Raw genomic sequence first — 19,164 nt, 5'->3', positions numbered from 1 at the left:
GGAGCGGGGTCGTCCATACCGTCGATGACGGCATCGGATCAACCGGAGCCACCACCGACGCACCTCTGGAGACACCCGTGGACACGACCGTCTACCGCCAGCTCGATCCGCCCGGGTCGGACGCACCCACGACCGGACGGACCACCCGCCCGGACGACCGCCCGGCGACCGCCGTCCGCGCTCGAGGACTCACGAAGACCTACGGGACGGGCGAAGCCGAGGTGCGCGCGCTCGACGGGATCGACGTCGACTTCGCCACGGGCCGGCTCACGGCGATCATGGGCCCCTCCGGCTCGGGCAAGTCGACGCTGATGCACCTTCTCGCGGGGCTGGACGACGCGACGTCCGGGGCGGCGTACCTCGGCGAGACCGAGGTGACCGGGCTCGGGGACACCGCTCTGACCCACCTGCGCCGAGAGCGCGTGGGCTTCGTGTTCCAGGCGTTCAACCTGCTCCCGATGTTCACGGCAGAGGCCAACATCACCCTTCCGGTGGAGATCGCGGGCGGCAGCGTCGACCGCGCCTGGCTGGCGACCCTGGTCGACACCCTCGGTCTGGGCGCACGGCTCGACCACCGCCCGAGCGAGCTCTCGGGCGGGCAGCAGCAGCGCGTCGCGATCGCCCGCGCCCTGATCGCGAAGCCCGACGTCGTGTTCGCGGACGAGCCCACCGGCAACCTCGACTCGCGGGCCGGGGCCCAGGTCCTCGGCTTCCTGCGTCGCAGCGTCAAGGAGCTCGGCCGCACGATCGTCATGGTCACCCACGACCCGGCCGCGGCGAGCTACGCGGACCGCGTCGTGCTCCTCGCGGACGGCCGTATCGCTGGGGAGATCCTCGACCCGACGCCCGCGACGGTGCTCGCCGGGCTCGACGCGTTGCGGACGATCGAGGACGGGGACTCCCGATGATCCGCCTCACCCTCGCGCAGATGCGGCGTAGCCTCGGCCGGCTGAGCGCCGCGGGCGTCGCGATCGTGCTCGGCACGGCATTCGTCGCGGCGACGATCCTCGCCGGCGGCATCCTGACCTCGACGCTCACAGGCACCTTCGCAGCCCGCTACGCGGACGCCGACCTCGTCGTCACCCGCACCATGGACACCGTCACCGCGGACCAGGTCGCCACCGTCGCCAAGGTTCCCGGCGTCGCCTCCGCGGAGCTCGTCCTGTACGGCTGGGCCGAGATCGGCGCGTCAGCATCGGCGACGTTGGAACAGATCGTTCCCACACACGCGGACCCGGCCTTCGAGCCGCTCGAGCTGATCGGCGGCCGGTTCCCGACCAGCGACGACGAGATCGCGCTGACCACCTCGCTCGCGGACCGGAACCGGGTAGGACTCGGCGACGAGGTGCCGGTGACGTACTGGGAGGAGCCTGCGGGTGGCACGGACGACGCCGACCTCGTCGAGGTCAGCGGCGCGCTGCGGGTCGTCGGCACGGTCGACGACCCGCATGGTGCGTACTCCGGGTCCGGCGGTGCAGCCGTCGTGACCCCGGACACGTTCGACTCCCTCTACCCCGGAGCGAGCGACGAGTCGGAGGCCGCCGTCCTCCGACTCGCACCCGGGGCGTCCGCCGCGACGGTCGCGGCGGACGTCGAGGCAGCGGCTCCAGGCTCCTCGGTGCGCACGACCGAAGTAGTCGCCCGGGACGCCGTCTCGTCGGGGACGGGTGAGCAGGACGTCTTCACAGCCGTCGTCCTTGCCTTCGCCGCGGTGGCGATGATCGTCGCGGCCCTCGTCATCGCGAACACCTTCCAGGTGCTCGTAGCGCAGCGCACCCGGACGCTCGCCCTGCTGCGGTGCGTCGGCGCGGACCGTCGCCAGCTCGGGCGCTCCGTGGTCCTGGAGGCCACTGTGCTCGGGCTCGGGGCGTCGGTGGTCGGCGTTCTCGCCGGGGCCGGCCTCACCCAGCTCGCGCTCTCCGTCGCCGGGTGGCTCGACCTCGGCCTGCCGCTGCCGTCGGCGATCGACCCGTCGACGGCGTTCGTCCTGGTCCCGCTGATCGTCGGGACGGTCGTCACGGTGCTCGCCTCGCTGGCCCCGGCGCGGGCCGCGACCCGCGTCGCCCCGCTCGCCGCGCTGCGGCCCGCCGCGCCCGTGGCACGCGACGGGCATGCCGGCCGCGGGCGCACCGTGCTCGCCGCGGGCCTCCTCGTCGTGGGTGTCGCGCTCCTCGTCCTCGGGGTCGGCCTCGGGCGTGCAGGGGAGCCCGGTCCCGGGCTCGCTGCCGGCGTGCTCGGCGGCGGGCTGTCGTTCACGGGCCTCCTCGTGGGCGCGGTCCTGTGGGTCCCCTCCCTCGCGGCACTAGGCGGTCGTGCCGTCGCGAAGGTCGGCCCGAGCGGCGTCCTCGCGGCAGCGAACGCCGTGCGCAACCCGCGACGGACGGCCGCCACGACGTCGGCACTCCTCATCGGCGTCACCCTCGTCACCACGATGGCGACGGGTGCAGCGGCGGCCCGCGCCTCCCTCACTGCGGAGCTCGACGGCCACTACCCGGTCGACGTCGCAATCACCGGCACCACCTCCGGCACCACGTCCGGCACCGAGCTGACGGCGCAGGTGGAGCGTGACGTCCTCGCGGTGGACGGTGTCGCCGGTGCCGCGCTGCTCCCCGGCGCGCCCGCGGTGACGGTGGCGCGCGACGAGTCCGCGACAGCAGCATCGAGCCTGGACCTGCTGGCGATCGACCCGCAGGACGCCACGGAGGTGCTGCGCGACCCCACCGCCCTCGACATGCTCGACGAGGGACGGCTCGCGGTCCCGACCGGAGCGGCCAGGGACGGCGGGCTGAAGGACGGTGACCACGTGACGGTCTCCGGGACCGGCGGTGCGCCGGTCGACCTCGAGGTCCTCGTCGTCGCCGTGCCCGCGACCGACACGGTCGCCTTCGTCACGCCGGCGACCCTCGCCGACATCGAGCCCGACGCCACGCCGTCGGCCCTGTGGGTGCGGCTCACGGACGACGCGGACGTCATGACAGCGGTCGGGCAGGTCCAGGACTCCGTCGCGGGCCTCGCCGTCCAGGTCACGAGCCCGGCCGCCGAGCGGGCCTCGTTCGATCGCACGATCGACACCATGCTGGCCGTCGTCGTCGGCCTGCTCGCCGTGGCGGTCGTGATCGCGATCATCGGGGTCGCCAACACCTTGTCGCTGTCGGTGCTCGAGCGCCGACGGGAGTCGGCGACGCTCCGGGCCGTCGGCCTCTCTCGGGTGCAGCTCCGCGCGATGCTCGCGTTCGAGGGGTCCTCGTCGCCGTCACCGGCGCCCTCGCGGGGATCGTCCTCGGCGTGCTGTACGGGTGGGCTGGAGCCGCTGTCGCGCTCTCCTCGATCGGTGACCTGGTTCTCACGGTCCCGTGGCGGGACGTGCTGGTCGTCCTGGCCGTCGCGGTCGTCGCCGGGCTGCTCGCCAGCGTCGTCCCGGGTCGGACGGCGTCGCGCACCTCGCCCGTCGAGGCGTTGGCCATGGAGTAGCTGGTCGTCCACAGGCCCTCGACCGAGGAGGCCGGCCACACGTTCGGGCAGGCCGCCGTCGGACCGGTAGGCCACGGGGAGACGCTCGACCGGTGCACGACGACACGAGCGCCGACATCAGGGTCACCGTCCACCCGGGAGAGGACGTCCTCCTCCCCACCGGGCGGCACCTCGGCGACGTCCGGGCCGCGCTCGCGGAGATCCTCGACCGCCCCGACCTCAGGGAGGCGCCGATGCACGCCGTCGGCGACCTCGCGGTGGGACCGACCCCGCTCGACGACGACCAGGTGATCGGCGTGCATCCTGTGGTGCCCGGGGCGGTCCTGGCGGTCGGGGACGCCACGAGGCGGGGCCGTGCTGAGCCGAGCCCTGTCGCGCCGGTCGCCGCCGACGAGGTGGGAGTGCTCGCCACCCCCTGGCACCTGGCCATCGTGGCCGGCCCTGGTTCCGGGACCCTCGTCCCGATCCGTCCTGGGCAGACCGTCCGCACCGCGGGACTCACCGTCCACGCCGGCCGCCGGGCCGTCCGCCTGGTCCGCGAGCGCCGCGGTCCCGGCGCGGAGGAGCCGGTCGGGGGCGGGCGCCCCGGCGGCCCCAGCGGCCACGACGCCGGCGCGGCACGGATGGCCCGGTCGGCGCAGACGGTCTCGACGCACCGGTCGTCGCCGCGCTCCGGCCAGTCCTGCCGGCTGCGCGTTGGCGCCCCGGTCGCCGGATCGTCACGGGGGCTCGGTCGTCGAGCTCCGGCGCCGACCGGTCACGGACGCCTGGGGGTTCGCGATCCGTGCGTCTCACCTCTCGGCGGGGCCGCGGCCGACCGGCAAGGACGCTACGGGCATCACCCGGCAGCGGCTCGTGACCGCGCTCGCCCCGGCGGTCGGGTCGCTCGTCCTCGCGCTCGTGCTTGGCCACGCGATGTTCCTGCTCGTCGGGCTCCTCGGGCCGGTGACGTTGTTGGCGACGTCGGGCACCGACCGCGACCGTCGCCCCGGTCGCGCCGCGCGGACGACGCTGCCGCCGGAGCTGCGCGGCCAGCGGCCCACCCGACGGCAGCCCTGGGACGACGACCGGCACGCGCGGCAGCTCGTCGTCGTTCCACCGGCAGAGCTCCTGACGTCAGCTCTCGCGTCGGCCCATGGAGCAGGCCCCCGCCCCGGGACGCTCGTGCCAGAGGACTCCCCGGGGTCGCACCGGAGTCCGACCACGACCGGGCCACCGCTCGACGACGGGGCTCTGGCCATCGTCGGCCCCGCTGCGGTCGCAGCGGCGCACGCGGTCGTGGCGCACCTCGTCGGCGCCGGATGGCCGGTGACGCTCATGGGCGACGGCTCCGGGTGGTCGTGGTTGGCGTACGTCGGCGGGACCCGGGTGCATGCCCTGCCGCCCCCGGCGACCCGCGTCCTCGTCGTCGACCGCGACCCGCGTCTCGCCCGCTCCGCAGCCCTCGCTCGGCAGCGGCTCGCTCCGGTCCCGACGTCGTCCGTCCTGCTCGTCCTCGACGACCCGTCGCAGGTCCCGGTCTGGTGCCGCGCGACGCTGACGGCCACCGAGGGGCGGTGGACCCTCCGCACCGCCGAGGGCGCGACGCACGAGATCCGCGCGCACACACCGGACACCGCCTGGGCCGAGGCCGTCGCCCGCGCCGTCGCCGCCGCCTCGCACCGTGGGCTCGGGCCGGTCACGGTCGGCCGGGGCCTGGCGGCACCGCCGAGCACCCGATCGCAGCGGCCGACCAGCTGTCACGACGGGCCGCGATCGACGTCGACGACGGCCGGCTCGACACCGTCGTGTCCCTCGCCGACGTCGTCGACGCACCGCCCACCCCGGACGTACGGTGGCTCGCGGCACGGTGGGACGCGCGACGCACCGAGTCCGCCGGGCTGTCCGCGCCGATCGGACGGTCGGCCGACGGCACCGTCGACCTCGATCTCGCCGGGGGCCCGCACACGCTGATCGCCGGGACGACCGGCTCGGGCAAGTCCGGGCTCCTGCAGGCGCTGGTGCTGGGCCTCGCACTGCGATATCCCCCCGACCTCGTCTCGCTGGTCCTCGTCGACTTCAAGGGCGGCGCCGGGTTCGGGCGCTGCGCGTCGCTCCCGCACGTCGTCGGGACCGTCACCGACCTCGACGCCGGGCTCGCGGTGCGCGCCCTCGCCGGGATCCGTGCCGAGCTCGGCCGGCGCGAGAAGGTCCTCGCCGAGCACGGGGCGCAGCACGTCGACGACCTGCCTCGAGGCACCCTGCCGCGCATCGTGCTCGTGCTCGACGAGTTCCGTGCGCTCGCCGACGACCACCCGGAGGTGCTCGCCGGGATCATGCGCGTCGCCGCACAGGGGAGGTCGCTCGGGATGCACCTCGTCCTGGCGACGCAGCGGCCGGCGGGTGCGGTCAACGCCGAGATCAGGGCCAACGTGACGCTCCGCATCGCGCTACGGACCGTGGAACGGTCCGAGTCCCTGGACATCGTCGACGTACCGGACGCGGCGGCCATCCCGTCGGGCACCCCGGCCGGGCCGTGGTCCGCGGCGCGGACGGGATCCCGGTCGCCGTGCAGTGCGCTCTCGTCTCGGGCGCCCGTCGACCCGGCGACCGCGGGGTCCGCCGCGCACCCGCCTGGGGCGCACCAGCCGGTCGGGCGGGCGCGGACGCACCGACCCCGGACCTGATCGAGCTCGTCGCCACGACCGCGCGAGCGCTCCGCGAGCCCGGGCCGCCCGCCGGCACCGGGACCTCGCCCTCGCCCCTCGGCACGAGCACAGGCCAGGCGCAGGCAGCTCAGCACGGTCCGGTGGACCGCCTCTGGGCTCCACCGCTCCCGGCGAGCGTCCGGGTCGACGACGACGCCGCGACCGAGGCGCACGACCTGCCGGGGACCCAAGGCCTCCCTCTCGCGCTCGCCGACCTCCCGGACGAGCAGCGGCACGCGCTCGTCCGTTGGGACCCGATCGATGGCTCCCTCGGGGTCGGTGGTCGCTCGCGCTCGGGCCGGACGACCACCCTGGCGACGGTCGGCCGGATGCTCCTCGCCAGGGGCCACGTCGTCCACGCCGTCGGAGGACCGGCACTCCTCGACCTGATACCCACCCATCGGCGGACGGGCACGACCACGGGGACGGACGACGCGCCGCGGGCCGTCCGGCTCGTGCGAGCGCTGACCGCTGCGGGGCGCGCCGAAGCGCGGGCCCGACGGGCGGACCAGCGGCAGGGCGCCGGAGGCCCGCGGGACGTCCTGCTCGTCGACGACGTCGCCGACCTCAGGACGCTGCTGGAGTCCGTACCGGACGCGAGCCGTGACCCTCTGACGGACCTCGTGCGGTCCGGGACAGCGGTCGTCGTCGCCGGCTCGGCCCGGGAGATCACCCGGCTCGCACCCGATCTGGCCGGACGCATCATCCTGGCCGCCGGCGACCGGCACGAGGACGTCGCGGACGGGATGCCTCCCGGTCTCGCCGGGGGCCGAGCCGCACCGGGCCGCGGCGTCTGGATGCCCGCACCGGCGTCGGGCACCCCGGCCGTCTGCCAGGTGCTGCTCGGGCCCGGACGGCGCGACACCCGCGGGGGTGACGACCCCCAGGCGGGCACCAGCCCCAGGGCTGGAGAAGAGATCCCCGCCGCAGCGCCGCTACGGATCACCGCCCTTCCGGAACGTGTCGCAGCAGCGGATCTCGACCCGTGCGCCCGTGGCGTCGCACGGGACGGGGACACGGGCCGGCCCGGACGGGACGCAGCACAGGCCGACGGCTCCGTCCGTCCCCTCCGGCTGCCCGTCGGGCTCGGCGGGGACGACGGGGACACGGGCCGGCCCGGACGGGACGCAGCACAGGCCGACGGCTCCGTCCGTCCCCTCCGGCTGCCCGTCGGGCTCGGCGGGGACGACGGTGGCACGGTCGCGCTCGACGTCTGCGCAGGCGCAGTCGTGGCAGGTCCGCCGGGCAGCGGCCGGAGCACGGCGCTGCGCACCATCGCCGAGGCGGCGGCCGCTCGGGGCGCTCTCCTCGGGACCCTCGGGCTCCCGTGGCCAGGCTCTGACCAGCACCTCCCCGAGCCCCGCACGGCCGCTCAGATTCGTGCGGCGATCGACGCCTGGGTCTCTCGCCTGGTCGAGGCGACCGACGGTGCGTCCGGCCGGCGCGCCGCACCGCCGCTGATCGTCGTGGTCGACGACCTCGACCGGCTCGGGGCTCGCTTCCCGGCGGAGGTCGAGGCGCTGGCACGGGTGCGCGGCGCAGGCGGGGCGCTCGTGGCGGGGACGTCGCTCGAGGGCGCAGCGTCGACGCACCGCGGCCCCCTGCCGGAGCTCAGAGCCGGACGTGCGGGGATCGTCCTCGGCGCCTCGGACCGGCGGTACCCGATGACGCTCGGCGGCCGGCCGGTGTGGACCCTGATCGGCCCCAACGCGGCGCCCGGGCGCGGGACCGTCGTCGACGGGTCGACCACAGTCAGCGTCCAGATCGCCGAACCATCAGGAGATCGTCAAGAGGTGCCCACGGAAAGGTCACGTCTTCGGGTCAGCGGGAGCCCTCGGCAGGTGGACGGGAGCCGGTGGTGAACTCCACGACCGATCGCCGCACGAGACAGACGAGGACCACCACGGCCACCGCGACGAGCGGAGCACCCCAGGCCGTCGCGCCCGACTGCATCGCCGTCGCCCCGACGATGGCCTGCAGCAGCTGCCACGTGGCGACCGGCGCCCTCCCGCCGCGGCGGCCCCGGAGCAACGCGCGCGATGCAGCGACGAGCGCGACCGCCACGCCGAGCGCGAGCAGGACGAGAGAGACGGAGAGCCCCAGCGAGACCTCGGCGACCGTGAACAACCTCACGACCAGGTAGACCGCAGCACCGACGAGCGCGACGACCTCGAGCCCGACGCCGGCCACGAGGACCAGGAGCGCAGCCGGCCGACGGTTCAGGTGCGGCGCGTCGGGATCGTCCGCGCCCTGCGGCGCCGTGTCTGGGGCTGGTGCCATGACACCGGACTCTACTGGCGGCCCGGCCGGCGGTGGTCGCCTCGCCGACCGGTCGGTGACCGCGCAGACCATCGCCGACCAGCCGAACGCACCACACATCAGTGGTCCGCGTCGGAGCGGTGACGCGAGGCGCGCCGGACGTGGGGACGTCCGGCGCCTACGGGCGCAGCCCTGCGACACGGACGACACGCAGGACACCCAAGACACGCGAGCGGCGAGACTCTTCGCGCTACGTCTGCGGCGCCTCCACCCGTCCTCCACGAACGACAGATCGTTGCGGGACTGTGATGAATACCTCACGGTTCACACCGAAGAAACCTCACCGTTACCCCTTGTGCAGGCATGCCCGGGATGTGAACCTAGATACAGAGCAATTCCCCTCCGATCCTCCCCTTTTCTACGTGCTGGGCTCACGGCCCAAGGCACGGTCGTGCGCGTAGCGCTGCACGACAGGGTGGATCCACCCCGGCTAAGGAGCGATGAGATGGACTGGCGGCACCAAGCCTCGTGCCTCGACGAGGACCCCGAGCTGTTCTTCCCGATCGGGAACACCGGGCCCGCGCTGATGCAGATCGAGGAGGCCAAGGCCGTGTGCCGACGCTGCCCCGTGACCGACACCTGCCTCAAGTGGGCCATCGAGTCCGGTCAGGACGCCGGCGTGTGGGGCGGCCTCTCCGAGGACGAGCGCCGCGCCCTGAAGCGGCGTACGGCCCGCGCGCGCCGCGCCGGCTGACACCCCGCACGACTCGTACGCGAAGGCCGCCGTCCCCACCTCGGGGCGGCGGCCTTCGCGCGTCCGAGGTGGCGTCGCCGCGCGCCGTCCGCGCGGCTCAGTCGCTCCCGGACACGGTCCGCGGGTCCTTGAGCACGACCGTGAGACGGACCTCGGTGCCGCCGCCCTCCCGCGCACCCCAGTCGATGGTGCCGTGCAGCTCGTTGGTGACCAGGGTCGAGACGATCTGGGTGCCGAGCCCGCGCTTGGACCCTGCCGCCCGCGGCGCCACCCCGCCCTCGGCGTCCTTCGGGACCCCGATCCCGTCGTCGGCGACCACCACGTGCGCGGTGTTGCCGTCCCGCTCGGACGAGATGGTGACCGTGCCCGTGGCACGCCCGGCGAGCCCGTGCTCGACGGCGTTCGTGACGAGCTCGGTCAGGACGAGGGCGAGCGGCGTGGCGACGCCGGCAGGCACCATGCCGAACGATCCCTCGCGCACGGTGCGGACGCTCGTGTCGGCCGAGGCGACGTCCGCGGCCAGCCGCAGCGCGCGGCCCACCATGTCGTCGAACTCGACCATCTCGTCGAGGGTCTGCGAGAGACTCTCGTGGACGAGGGCGATCGTCGCGACCCGTCGCATCGCCTCGTCGAGCGCAGCACGCGCCTCGGGGACGTCCATCCGACGCGACTGGAGGCGCAGGAGCGCGGCCACGGTCTGCAGGTTGTTCTTCACGCGGTGATGGATCTCGCGGATCGTCGCGTCCTTCGTGATCAGCTCCCGCTCGCGACGCCTGAGCTCGGACACGTCACGGCAGAGGAGCACCGCTCCGATGCGCTGCCCGACGTCGGTGAGCGGCATCGCACGCAGCGAGAGCGCGACGCCTCGCGACTCGAGGTCCGTGCGCCACGGTGCGCGTCCCATCACGACCAGCGGGAGCGACTCGTCGACGGGGCTCAGCTGCTCGACGTGGTCGGTGGTCACCTCGATGAGCGAGCGTCCGACCAGCGGGCCGATCACCCCGAGACGGTGGAAGCAGCTGAGCGCGTTCGGGCTCGCGTAGAGGACCTCGCCCTCCGAGTTGAGCCGGATCAGCCCGTCCCCCACGCGCGGGGCGCCACGCCGCGAGCCGGTGGCGGCGTGCGGCATGGGGTACTCGCCGCGGGAGATCATGGAGATGAGGTCGTCGGCGGACTCGACGTAGTTGAGCTCGAGACGGCTGGGAGTCCGCCCGCTACCGAGGTTCGTCTGCCGCGCCACGACCGCGATCGGACGCCCCTCGTGGACGACGGGCACCGCCTCCTCACGCACCGCGTACGCACCGAACCACCGAGGTTCGCGGGAGCGCTGGGGCGCCTTCTCGTCGATCGCCCGGCGCAGCTGGGGCAGCTGTCCCTCCGGGGCGCGCGCGCCGACGATGTCGTCGTAGTGCACGGTGGCGCCCGTGCTCGGTCGGCACTGGGCCACGGCGACGAACCCGAAGTCGTCGGTGGGCATCCACAGCACCAGGTCGGCGAACGCGAGGTCCGAGATGACCTGCCAGTCCCCGACGAGCAGGTGGAGCCACTCGTTGTCGGCGTCGGACAGCTGGGCATGGCGGGCGATCAGATCACTCATGGCGGACACGCGGACCAGACTACGCAGCCTCTGGGGAGCCTCGTCCCGGATAGAGTCGACAGCAGCCTGTCTCCGGAGGACTCGATGCACCTGACCGCCACCCAGAGCTACACCGCGCCCGTCGAACGGGTCGCGGCGATGCTCGCCGACGTCGAGTTCGTCCGATGGCGCGCGAAGTGGTCGAGCGGGGAGGGCGACGTCGAGCAGGCCGAGGTCACCGGCACCTCGACCACCGGCTTCACGGTCGTCGTCCGACGGACCCTGCCGACGGACTCGATCCCGGCCCAGGCGAGGGCGCTCGTCGGGGACCGTGTCGAGGTGCGCCAGATCGAGGCCTGGGAGCCACCGGCGGGCGGTGAGCTCAGGGCCACGGTGACCGTCGAGATCACGGGTGCGCCGGTGAGGCTGACGGGCACCGTCGCGCTCACCCCCGACGGGCCCCGCACTAACCAGGTGTACGACGGCGAGATCCGGGCCACCGTCCCCCTGTTCGGGCATGTCGTCGAGAAGGCCACCGAGTCCGCTCTGCGGGAGGCGCTGACGACGGAGCAGCGCGCCGGGCAGGCGTGGCTGGACGACCAGACGTCCTGACGGCGCGTCGGGCGCAGCTGGTCCCGGTGCCACGTAACAGTTTGGAAACACCGGCACGAGCCGAAACGCTCTGACCTGCGGCGATGCAGGTCTCTTCGCCCGACCTCCTTCGGAACCGTGCGACCGATGGTTGACAAGCCCGCGTGGGAACGCTTCCATTCCTGGTGGTGGAAGCGTTACCACTTCGGGGTGGGGCGGCCGCCGTCAAGGTCCTCACGACAAAGGAGTTACTCGTGCAGAGCAGCACACGCAGGACACGCAAGGGCCTCATGGCCACGGCAGGCATCGCAACCCTCGCGCTCACGCTGGCGGCCTGCGGGTCCTCCGCCGACGGCGACGCCAGCAGCACCGACGGCGGCGACAGCGGCAGCAGCGACGAGCCCGTCACCCTGACGATCTCGACGTTCAACGAGTTCGGCTACGACGACGGCCTGCTCGACGAGTACATGGAGCTCAACCCGAACGTCACGGTCGAGCACACCAAGGCCGACACCTCGCAGGCCGCGGGCGACGCGCTGCGCAACGCGCTCGGCGCCGGCTCCGGCGGCTCCGACGTCGCAGCGATCGAGGGCGACCAGTTCGCGCTCTTCATGCAGTACGCCGACAAGTTCGCCGACCTGAGCGACCCCGAGCTCGCGGACCGCTGGCTCAGCTGGAAGACGGACCAGGCCACGACGCCGGACGGCAAGCTCATCGGCTACGGCACCGACATCGGCCCGGAGGGCATCTGCTTCCGCTCCGACCTGCTCGAGGAGGCCGGCCTGCCGTCCGACCGCGAGGGCGTCGCCGAGTGGATGGGCGACACCTGGGAGGACTACTTCAAGGCCGGCGAGGAGTACACGGAGAAGACGGGCAAGCCCTTCTACGACTCCGCGGGCGCGATCCGTCAGGGCATGATCAACCAGATGGAGAACGCCTACGAGGAGGACGACGGCACCATCATCGCCACGGAGAACCCGGAGCTCAAGGAGATGTACGACACGCTCCTCGAGGAGAGCGACAAGGGTCTGTCCGCCGGCCTCTCGCAGTGGAGCCAGGACTGGAACGAGGCGTTCAAGACCGGCGGCTTCGCCACCACGCTGTGCCCGGGCTGGATGCTCGGCATCGTCGAGGGCAACGCGCCCGACGTCACCACCTGGGACATCACCAACAGCTTCCCGGGCGGCGGCGGCAACTGGGGCGGCTCGTTCCTGACCGTCCCGGCGCACGGCGAGCACGTCGAGGAGGCCAAGGCTCTCGCGAACTGGCTCACCGCTCCCGAGCAGCAGATCAAGGCCTTCGAGTCGAAGGGCACGTTCCCGAGCCAGGTCGAGGCGCTCTCGGACCCCGCCATCACGGACGCGGTGAACCCGTACTTCAACGACGCCCCGATCGGTCAGATCCTCGCCGACCGCGCGGACGCCGTGACCGTCTCGCCCTTCAAGGGCCCGAACTACCAGGCGATCAACGACTTCATGGCTGACGCCCTGGGTCGCGTCGACGTCGACAAGGTCGACGACGCCGAGTCCTCCTGGACGAAGTTCGTCAACGACGTCAACGGCCTCGGCTGACATTGGACGGTGACCTCGCCCGCAGGGTGAGGTCACCGTCCCGGTCGGGGCCCGGAGGCACCTGCCTCCGGGCCCCGACCACAGTCCCGTCCAGCGCTCACGAGGGATCGAACAGCCATGGCCACGACCACGAAGTCGCGGAAGAACGGCACGACGCCGGCGTCCGCCGAAGCACGCACACCACGCAGGGTCGGCTTCTCGCAGAAGCTCGGCAACTGGGACGTCAAAGTCGCCCCGTACCTCTACATCTCCCCGTTCTTCATCCTCTTCCTGATCACGGGGCTGTTCCCGCTCTTCTACACAGCCTTCGTCTCGGTCCACAAGTGGGACATCATCCTCGGGCAGGGTGACTTCGTCGGGTTCGAGAACTTCGCGTTCGTCCTGCAGAACCCGGACTTCTGGAAGGCGCTGCGCAACACCTTCAGCATCTTCCTGCTGAGCTCGGTGCCCCAGGTGATCATGGCCATCACCATCGCGGCGGTGCTCGACCAGAACATCCGCGCCAAGACGTTCTGGCGCATGGGGGTCCTGCTCCCCTACGTGGTCACCCCGGTGGCCGTCGCCCTGATCTTCTCGAACCTCTTCGCCGACCAGTCCGGGATCATCAACGACTGGCTGGGCGCGATCGGCATCGACCCCGTCCGCTGGCACGCCGACGTCATCCCGAGCCACATGGCCATCGCGACGATGGTGAACTTCCGCTGGACGGGCTACAACACCCTGATCTTCCTCGCCGCGATGCAGGCGGTGCCCCGGGACCTCTACGAGGCGGCCGTCATCGACGGCGCCGGCAAGTTCCGGTCGTTCTTCTCGATCACGGTCCCCCAGCTGCGCCCGACCATCATCTTCGTGGTCATCACGTCGACGATCGGCGGGCTCCAGATCTTCGACGAGCCCCGCCTGTTCGACCAGCAGGGCACCGGCGGCTCCGACGGCCAGTGGCAGACCATGACGATGTACCTGTACCAGCTCGGCTGGAACCAGTCGAACTTCGGTCGCGCGAGCGCCGTCGCATGGCTGCTGTTCCTCCTGATCCTCGTCATCGGACTCATCAACTTCGCGATCACCCGACGGATCGCCACGAGCGGAGGCAAGCGATGACCGCCACGACCCCGACCCCGGCCCCGCCCACCTCCGCGGGCGTCCGGGGGAACAAGAAGACCAAGCCCCGGACCGCCGTCCGGCGCCCGGGATGGATCACCTACGGGCTCCTGTCCGCGGTGCTCCTCGGCAGCGTCTTCCCGCTCTACTGGTCGATCCTCGTCGGGTCCTGGGACTCCTCGGTCCTGACCCGCGACCCCATGCCCTGGCTCCCCGGCGGCAACTTCTTCGAGAACGCGGCGCGGGTCATCGACACCATCCCGTTCTGGAAGGCGACGTTCAACTCGCTCCTCGTCTCGACCGTCACGGCCCTGAGCACCGTGTTCTTCGCGACGCTCGCGGGCTACGCGTTCGCGAAGCTGCGCTTCCCCGGCAAGGGGCCGCTCCTGGTCTTCGTCATCGCCACCATGGCGGTCCCCACCCAGCTCGGTGTCGTCCCGCTCTACCTGGTGATGTCGAAGCTCGGCTGGACCGGTTCCATGACGGCCGTGATCGTCCCCGCGCTCGTCACGGCGTTCGGCGTGTTCTGGATGACCCAGTACATCGGCACCGCGCTGCCCGACGAGCTCATCGAGGCGGCCCGCGTCGACGGTGCGTCGATGTTCCGCACCTTCTGGCACGTCGGGGTGCCGGCCGCGCGTCCCGCGGCGGCCATGCTGTTCCTGTTCACGTTCGTCATGACGTGGACGAACTTCTTCTGGCCGTTCATCGTCCTGGGCCCGCAGAACCCGACCCTTCCGGTCGCCCTGCAGACGCTGCAGGCGGCATACTTCGTCGACTACTCACTCGTCCTCGCGGGCGCCATGCTCGCCACCATCCCGCTGCTCCTGCTGTTCCTGTTCGCTGGCAAGCAGCTGGTCTCGGGCATCATGCAAGGAGCTGTCAAGGGATGACCGCGTACACACCGTCGGCCCCGCTGACGACGCCGGGCCGCAACGCCGAGGGGCTCGTCCGCTTCCCCGAGGGCTTCCTCTGGGGCGCCGCCACCGCGGCGTTCCAGGTCGAGGGCGCCAGCCAGGAGGACGGCCGCAAGGACTCGATCTGGGACGCGTACTGCCGGGTGCCCGGAGCCGTGCTGGGCGGCGACGACGGGACGGTCGCGTGCGACCAGTACCACCGCTACCGCGACGACGTGCGCCTCATGGCCGAGATGAACCTGGCGACCTACCGGTTCTCGACGTCGTGGTCGCGGGTCCGGCCCGACGGCGGCGCGGTCAACCCGAAGGGGCTCGACTACTACTCGCGCCTCGTCGACGAGCTGCTGGAGCACGACATCCTGCCGTGGCTCACCCTCTACCACTGGGACCTGCCGCAGGCGCTCGAGGAGAAGGGCGGCTGGGCGAACCGCGACACCGCCTACCTGTTCCAGGAGTACGCGGTCACGATGCACGAGGCACTGGGCGACCGGGTCGGCGTGTGGACCACGCTCAACGAGCCGTGGTGCTCCGCGTTCCTCGGGTACACCGGCGGCGCGCACGCCCCGGGCCGTCGCAGCAAGGAGGACGGCCTCGCGGCTGCGCACCACCTCATGCTGGGCCACGGGCTCGCGGTCCAGGCGCTGCGCGAGCGTGCGCCCGAGGCCAACCTCGGGATCACGCTCAACTTCGAGGTCGAGGACCCCAAGGACCCGAGCAACCCTGCCGACGTCGACGCCGCACGTCGCCTCGACGGGCAGTTCACCCGCATCTTCGCGGACCCGATCCTCACGGGCGAGTACCCCGCCGACCTCCTCCAGGACGTCGCCGGCCTCGGTCTCGAGGAGAAGATCCATGACGGCGACCTGGAGATCATCTCCAGCCCGATCGACTCGCTCGGCGTGAACTACTACCACGGCAACCTCGTGGCATCGACGCCCGCGGAGCGCGAGCTCCAGGGCAGCGCTCCGACGTCGTACCCGACGCAGTCACCGTTCCCGGCGGCGGACGACGCCTACGTCCACCCGCGCGGCCTCCCGGTCACCGACATGGACTGGGAGATCCAGCCCGAGGGCCTGACCCGGCTGCTCAACCGCCTGCAGGCCGACTACACGGGACCGAAGGGCATCGCGCTCTACGTCACCGAGAACGGCTGCGCGTTCGACGACGTCGTGGAGGCGGACGGCTCCGTCGACGACCAGAACCGGCTGTCGTTCTACGACGGCCACCTGCGGGCGATCAAGGACGCCATCGACGACGGCGCCGACGTGCGCGGGTACTTCGCCTGGTCGCTCCTGGACAACTTCGAGTGGACCTGGGGCTACGGCAAGCGCTTCGGCGTGGTCCGGGTCGACTACGAGTCCCAGGAGCGCACCGTCAAGGCCAGCGGTCGCTGGTACTCGCAGGTCGCCCGCGACAACGCGGTCCCACCCCGCACGGCATGAGCACCACGGTGGGGCCCGGCGCGAGCTCGGTCCCGACGCTCGACGAGGTCGCTCGCGAGGCCGGCGTCTCGCGCTCGACCGCGTCGCGGGCGATCAACGGCGGGGAGCGGGTCTCGCCCTCGGCGCAGGCCGCGGTGGACGACGCCGTGGCCCGGCTCGGGTTCGTCCCGAACCGGGCCGCGCGCTCGCTCGTCACGCGGCGGACCGGATCGGTCGCGCTCGTGCTCCCCGAGCCGGACGAGCGCGTGCTCAACGACCCGTTCCTCACCGCGACGCTGCGCGGCGTCAGCTCGGCGCTCGGGTCGAGCGATCTCCAGCTCATCCTGATCATGGCGCGCCCCGGGGAGAAGGAGGGCCGCATCGCCCGCTACCTCTCCTCCGGGCACGTCGACGGGGTGATCGTCGCGTCGCACCACCGGGAGGACGGTCTCGAGGACGCGCTGCGCACGTCGTCGCTGCCCTCCGTCTTCGTGGGCCGCCCGTTCTCCCCCGACGGCCTGACCTTCATCGACATGGACAACGCTGGCGGTGCCAGGCTGGCCGTCAGGCGCATGGTCGAGCGCGGCTGCCGGCGCATCGCCACCGTCACGGGTCCCGACGACATGACCTCCGGGGTGGACCGGCTCACCGGCTGGCGCGCCGCGATGGCCGAGGCCGGCCTCGCCGACGACGCCGTCGAGACCGGAGACTTCACCCTCCTGGGTGGGGCGGCCGCCATGGAGCGGCTGCTCGACGAGCACCCCGACATCGACGGCGTGTTCGCGGCGTCGGACATGATGGCCGCCGGTGCGCTGCGCGTCCTGCGCGAGCGGGGCCGGTCGGTGCCCGACGACGTCGCGGTCATCGGCTTCGACGACCTAGACATGGCCGCGGACCCGGCGATCGCTCTCACGACCATCCACAACGACGTGTCCGAGCTCGTGCGGCTGGCCTGCGACGCCCTGCTCACGACCATCGAGGTGGGTTCGGCGACGACGCCGCCGCCGCTGCCCGCGCGCCTGGTGAGCCGCAGCTCCGGCTGACCGGGCGGGTCAGGCGGGGATCAGACGGGCCGACGCGCCAGGGGCGAGGGACTCCAGAGGGGGTCCGCGAGGTCCTGCGAGGAGCCTCTGTGTCACGCGGCTGCGACGTGCCGCGACCGCGCCGTCTGCCTACCGTGGACGCATGAGCAAGGGTGCGAGCCGAGGAGCGGGCACGCCGACCCGCGCCGAGGGTGGCCCGGTCGCCGTCACGTCCGCGCAGGTGCGTGCGTTCCGCTGGGACGCGCACCAGCTGGGCCGTGCGGCCGGGTCGGCCGCGTCGACGGAGGTGGACCTCCTGGACCTCGGGGTCCAGGACTCCGGGCCGGACGGCGCCGCGTGGGCCCTGGAGATCCGGGGAGCAGAGCCCGCCTCGCCGGGCGAGCTGCTGTACGCGTGGACGCTCCGCGGTGCGCCCCACGCGTACCGCCGCGCCGACGCCGCCGCGGTGACCACCGCGACCGCCCCGTACGACGAGACGGACGCGGCCAAGCGCGTCTTCGACGCGAGCCGACCGCTGAAGGCCGCAGACCTCGAGGTCCTGGACGCGCTGCGCACGGTCGCCGTCCTCGAGCGGGAGATCGTCGCGCGCCCCACCGTCAAGGGCGACCTCTCCGCGGCGCTGACCGCCGCGGTCGACCCGCCGTTCCTGCGGCACTGCACCCCGTGCGACGCGACGCACCTCTACGAGATGCCGTTCCGGCTCGCTGCGCTCCAGGCCGGCCTCGAGCTGGAGCCCGACGCGTCTCCCCCGGTGCTCCGTCGCGTCCCGCGTCACTCCCCCGACCCGTACGCGAGCCTCGCGGGCGAGGCGCGTTCGCGGTGGGACGTCGTCCGCGGCTACCTGCGGTTCTACGGCCCGGCGAGCGTCCACGAGGCCGCGGCGTTCGTGGACGCGCCCGTGCGCACGGTCAAGGCGCACTGGCCGGACGACGTCGTCCCCGTCGTGGTCACGGACGCCCCCGCTCCCAAGGGCTCGGGGCGGTTCGTCCTGGCGGACGACGTCGCGCGCCTGCGGGACCCGGGACGGGCCGCAGCATCGGGTCGGGCCGTGCGGCTGGCCGGGCCGTTCGACGGGTACCTGCAGGGGCGCGACCGCGACGTCCTGGTCGCCGACCGTGGACGGGCGGCGGAGCTGTGGCGGACGATCGGACATCCGGGGGCCGTGCTCGACGACGGCGAGGTCGTGGGCACCTGGCGACCGCGCACGAGCGGCAGCGGCGACAAGCGCACGCTGACCGTTGCCGTCGACCCGTGGGAGACGTTCGGCACGGCACGACGGGCTCTCGTCGACGCCGAGGTGGAGCGCCTCGCGCAGTTCCGCGACGTCGCGAGCGGCGGCTGGGTGCTGCCCTGACCGCTCGACCTACAGGGTCTCGTGCTCCGAGGCCTCGCGCTCCGCGGCCATCTCCTCGGCGCGGGACCGCTCGGCGATCCAGGCGTCGACCTTCATCCACTCGGCGAAGAGCCAGCCCTCCCGCTCGGCGGGGTCGGTGGGGACGTCGCCGGGCTCCACCGCGCGGGCGCGCACGAGGATGTGCTTGTCCATCGGGAGCTCGCGCCACACGTCGCGCACGGTGGACATGTGCTCGAGGCCGGTGTGCCCGACGAACACGACGCGCGCCTGCGGGGCCGACTCGATCGCGGCCAGCACTCCCCCGACGTGCGGCGCCATGACGTGCTCCATCGACTCCGCCTGCCGGGCGAGCTCTTCCTGGCCGGCGCTGCGCAGGGCCGCGATCCGCCGTTCCCGTCGCTGCGGGGTCACGTTGCCGC

16 protein-coding genes and 1 pseudogene are annotated in these 19,164 nt (G+C 72.9%); 14 read left to right on the top strand and 3 right to left on the bottom strand.

Going from position 1 to position 19,164, the window contains the following annotated elements; genetic code table 11:
* The first annotated feature begins 77 nt into the window (after window positions 1-77).
* The 6 genes and pseudogenes from QUE47_RS10420 (at window position 78) to QUE47_RS10400 (ending at window position 8,020) form a co-directional block, all read left to right on the top strand.
* Window positions 78-908 (top strand): ABC transporter ATP-binding protein, encoded by an 831-nt coding sequence (locus QUE47_RS10420; protein WP_286217236.1) that lies wholly within the window; start codon window positions 78-80, stop codon window positions 906-908.
* Window positions 905-3,178: pseudogene (locus QUE47_RS10415) on the top strand (ABC transporter permease); the annotation flags it as partial. The gene QUE47_RS10420 and the pseudogene QUE47_RS10415, both read left to right, overlap by 4 nt.
* A gap of 107 nt (window positions 3,179-3,285) precedes the next feature.
* Complete coding sequence (locus QUE47_RS17230) at window positions 3,286-3,471, top strand: hypothetical protein (RefSeq protein WP_434019764.1); 186 nt, start codon at window positions 3,286-3,288, stop codon at window positions 3,469-3,471.
* A gap of 855 nt (window positions 3,472-4,326) precedes the next feature.
* Complete coding sequence (locus QUE47_RS10410) at window positions 4,327-5,424, top strand: hypothetical protein (RefSeq protein ID WP_286219561.1); 1,098 nt, start codon at window positions 4,327-4,329, stop codon at window positions 5,422-5,424.
* The gene (locus tag QUE47_RS10405; protein ID WP_286219475.1) at window positions 5,352-6,137 is read left to right on the top strand and encodes an FtsK/SpoIIIE domain-containing protein; all 786 of its coding nucleotides are present in this window, start codon (window positions 5,352-5,354) and stop codon (window positions 6,135-6,137) included. Before QUE47_RS10410 ends, QUE47_RS10405 begins: the two co-directional genes overlap by 73 nt.
* 122 nt (window positions 6,138-6,259) lie before the next feature.
* Window positions 6,260-8,020 (top strand): hypothetical protein, encoded by a 1,761-nt coding sequence (locus QUE47_RS10400; RefSeq protein WP_286217234.1) that lies wholly within the window; start codon window positions 6,260-6,262, stop codon window positions 8,018-8,020.
* Here QUE47_RS10400 and QUE47_RS10395 read toward each other — a convergent pair.
* The gene (locus tag QUE47_RS10395) at window positions 7,980-8,438 is read right to left on the bottom strand and encodes a hypothetical protein (protein ID WP_286217233.1); all 459 of its coding nucleotides are present in this window, start codon (window positions 8,436-8,438) and stop codon (window positions 7,980-7,982) included. The genes QUE47_RS10400 and QUE47_RS10395 overlap by 41 nt on opposite strands.
* Before the next feature lie 484 nt (window positions 8,439-8,922).
* Between QUE47_RS10395 and QUE47_RS10390 the strand changes: the two genes are divergently transcribed.
* Entirely contained in the window at window positions 8,923-9,171 is a 249-nt protein-coding gene (locus QUE47_RS10390) for a WhiB family transcriptional regulator (protein ID WP_286217232.1), read from the top strand.
* 97 nt (window positions 9,172-9,268) lie between these two features.
* Here the strand turns inward: QUE47_RS10390 and QUE47_RS10385 are convergent, their stop codons facing one another.
* Window positions 9,269-10,768 carry a sensor histidine kinase gene (locus QUE47_RS10385; RefSeq protein ID WP_286217231.1) on the bottom strand — a complete coding sequence of 500 codons (1,500 nt, stop codon included), beginning with the start codon at window positions 10,766-10,768 and terminating at the stop codon, window positions 9,269-9,271.
* A gap of 84 nt (window positions 10,769-10,852) precedes the next feature.
* Between QUE47_RS10385 and QUE47_RS10380 the strand changes: the two genes are divergently transcribed.
* From QUE47_RS10380 to QUE47_RS10350, 7 genes are all read left to right on the top strand, one after another.
* Window positions 10,853-11,359 (top strand): DUF2505 domain-containing protein, encoded by a 507-nt coding sequence (locus QUE47_RS10380; protein WP_286217230.1) that lies wholly within the window; start codon window positions 10,853-10,855, stop codon window positions 11,357-11,359.
* A 233-nt stretch (window positions 11,360-11,592) separates the two neighbouring features.
* Window positions 11,593-12,909 carry an ABC transporter substrate-binding protein gene (locus QUE47_RS10375; RefSeq protein ID WP_350227519.1) on the top strand — a complete coding sequence of 439 codons (1,317 nt, stop codon included), beginning with the start codon at window positions 11,593-11,595 and terminating at the stop codon, window positions 12,907-12,909.
* A gap of 117 nt (window positions 12,910-13,026) precedes the next feature.
* Window positions 13,027-14,010, top strand: a complete 984-nt coding sequence (locus QUE47_RS10370) for a carbohydrate ABC transporter permease (protein WP_286217229.1) — start codon at window positions 13,027-13,029, stop codon at window positions 14,008-14,010.
* Window positions 14,007-14,903 carry a carbohydrate ABC transporter permease gene (locus QUE47_RS10365; protein WP_286217228.1) on the top strand — a complete coding sequence of 299 codons (897 nt, stop codon included), beginning with the start codon at window positions 14,007-14,009 and terminating at the stop codon, window positions 14,901-14,903. Before QUE47_RS10370 ends, QUE47_RS10365 begins: the two co-directional genes overlap by 4 nt.
* On the top strand, window positions 14,900-16,369 hold the full coding sequence (locus tag QUE47_RS10360) for a GH1 family beta-glucosidase (protein ID WP_286217227.1): 1,470 nt from the start codon (window positions 14,900-14,902) through the stop codon (window positions 16,367-16,369). The genes QUE47_RS10365 and QUE47_RS10360 overlap by 4 nt, the downstream gene beginning before the upstream one ends.
* Entirely contained in the window at window positions 16,366-17,391 is a 1,026-nt protein-coding gene (locus QUE47_RS10355) for a LacI family DNA-binding transcriptional regulator (protein ID WP_286217226.1), read from the top strand. Before QUE47_RS10360 ends, QUE47_RS10355 begins: the two co-directional genes overlap by 4 nt.
* Window positions 17,392-17,533: 142 nt before the next feature.
* Window positions 17,534-18,745, top strand: a complete 1,212-nt coding sequence (locus tag QUE47_RS10350; RefSeq protein ID WP_286217225.1) for a DNA glycosylase AlkZ-like family protein — start codon at window positions 17,534-17,536, stop codon at window positions 18,743-18,745.
* A gap of 9 nt (window positions 18,746-18,754) precedes the next feature.
* On the opposite strand, the gene QUE47_RS10345 is transcribed toward QUE47_RS10350, so the two are convergent.
* Window positions 18,755-19,156: a hypothetical protein gene (locus QUE47_RS10345; RefSeq protein WP_286217224.1), complete on the bottom strand. Its 402-nt coding sequence runs from the start codon at window positions 19,154-19,156 to the stop codon at window positions 18,755-18,757.
* Window positions 19,157-19,164: the final 8 nt, after the last annotated feature.

It is taken from the genome of Paraoerskovia sediminicola (assembly GCF_030296575.1).
Classification (GTDB): domain Bacteria; phylum Actinomycetota; class Actinomycetes; order Actinomycetales; family Cellulomonadaceae; genus Paraoerskovia; species Paraoerskovia sediminicola.
Note: the sequence above shows the minus strand (reverse complement) of the source record. Positions and strands in the feature narration are given on the sequence as shown.

What these genes read in the sequence shown, in the direction of transcription:
- QUE47_RS10380 (WP_286217230.1), top strand. Translation starts at nt 10,853, where the DNA reads ATGCACCTGACCGCCACCCAGAGCTACACCGCGCCCGTCGAACGGGTC.
- QUE47_RS10390 (WP_286217232.1), top strand. Translation starts at nt 8,923, where the DNA reads ATGGACTGGCGGCACCAAGCCTCGTGCCTCGACGAGGACCCCGAGCTG.
- QUE47_RS10360 (WP_286217227.1), top strand. Translation starts at nt 14,900, where the DNA reads ATGACCGCGTACACACCGTCGGCCCCGCTGACGACGCCGGGCCGCAAC.
- QUE47_RS10350 (WP_286217225.1), top strand. Translation starts at nt 17,534, where the DNA reads ATGAGCAAGGGTGCGAGCCGAGGAGCGGGCACGCCGACCCGCGCCGAG.
- QUE47_RS10355 (WP_286217226.1), top strand. Translation starts at nt 16,366, where the DNA reads ATGAGCACCACGGTGGGGCCCGGCGCGAGCTCGGTCCCGACGCTCGAC.
- QUE47_RS10395 (WP_286217233.1), bottom strand. Translation starts at nt 8,438, where the DNA reads ATGGCACCAGCCCCAGACACGGCGCCGCAGGGCGCGGACGATCCCGAC.
- QUE47_RS10385 (WP_286217231.1), bottom strand. Translation starts at nt 10,768, where the DNA reads ATGAGTGATCTGATCGCCCGCCATGCCCAGCTGTCCGACGCCGACAAC.
- QUE47_RS10365 (WP_286217228.1), top strand. Translation starts at nt 14,007, where the DNA reads ATGACCGCCACGACCCCGACCCCGGCCCCGCCCACCTCCGCGGGCGTC.
- QUE47_RS10370 (WP_286217229.1), top strand. Translation starts at nt 13,027, where the DNA reads ATGGCCACGACCACGAAGTCGCGGAAGAACGGCACGACGCCGGCGTCC.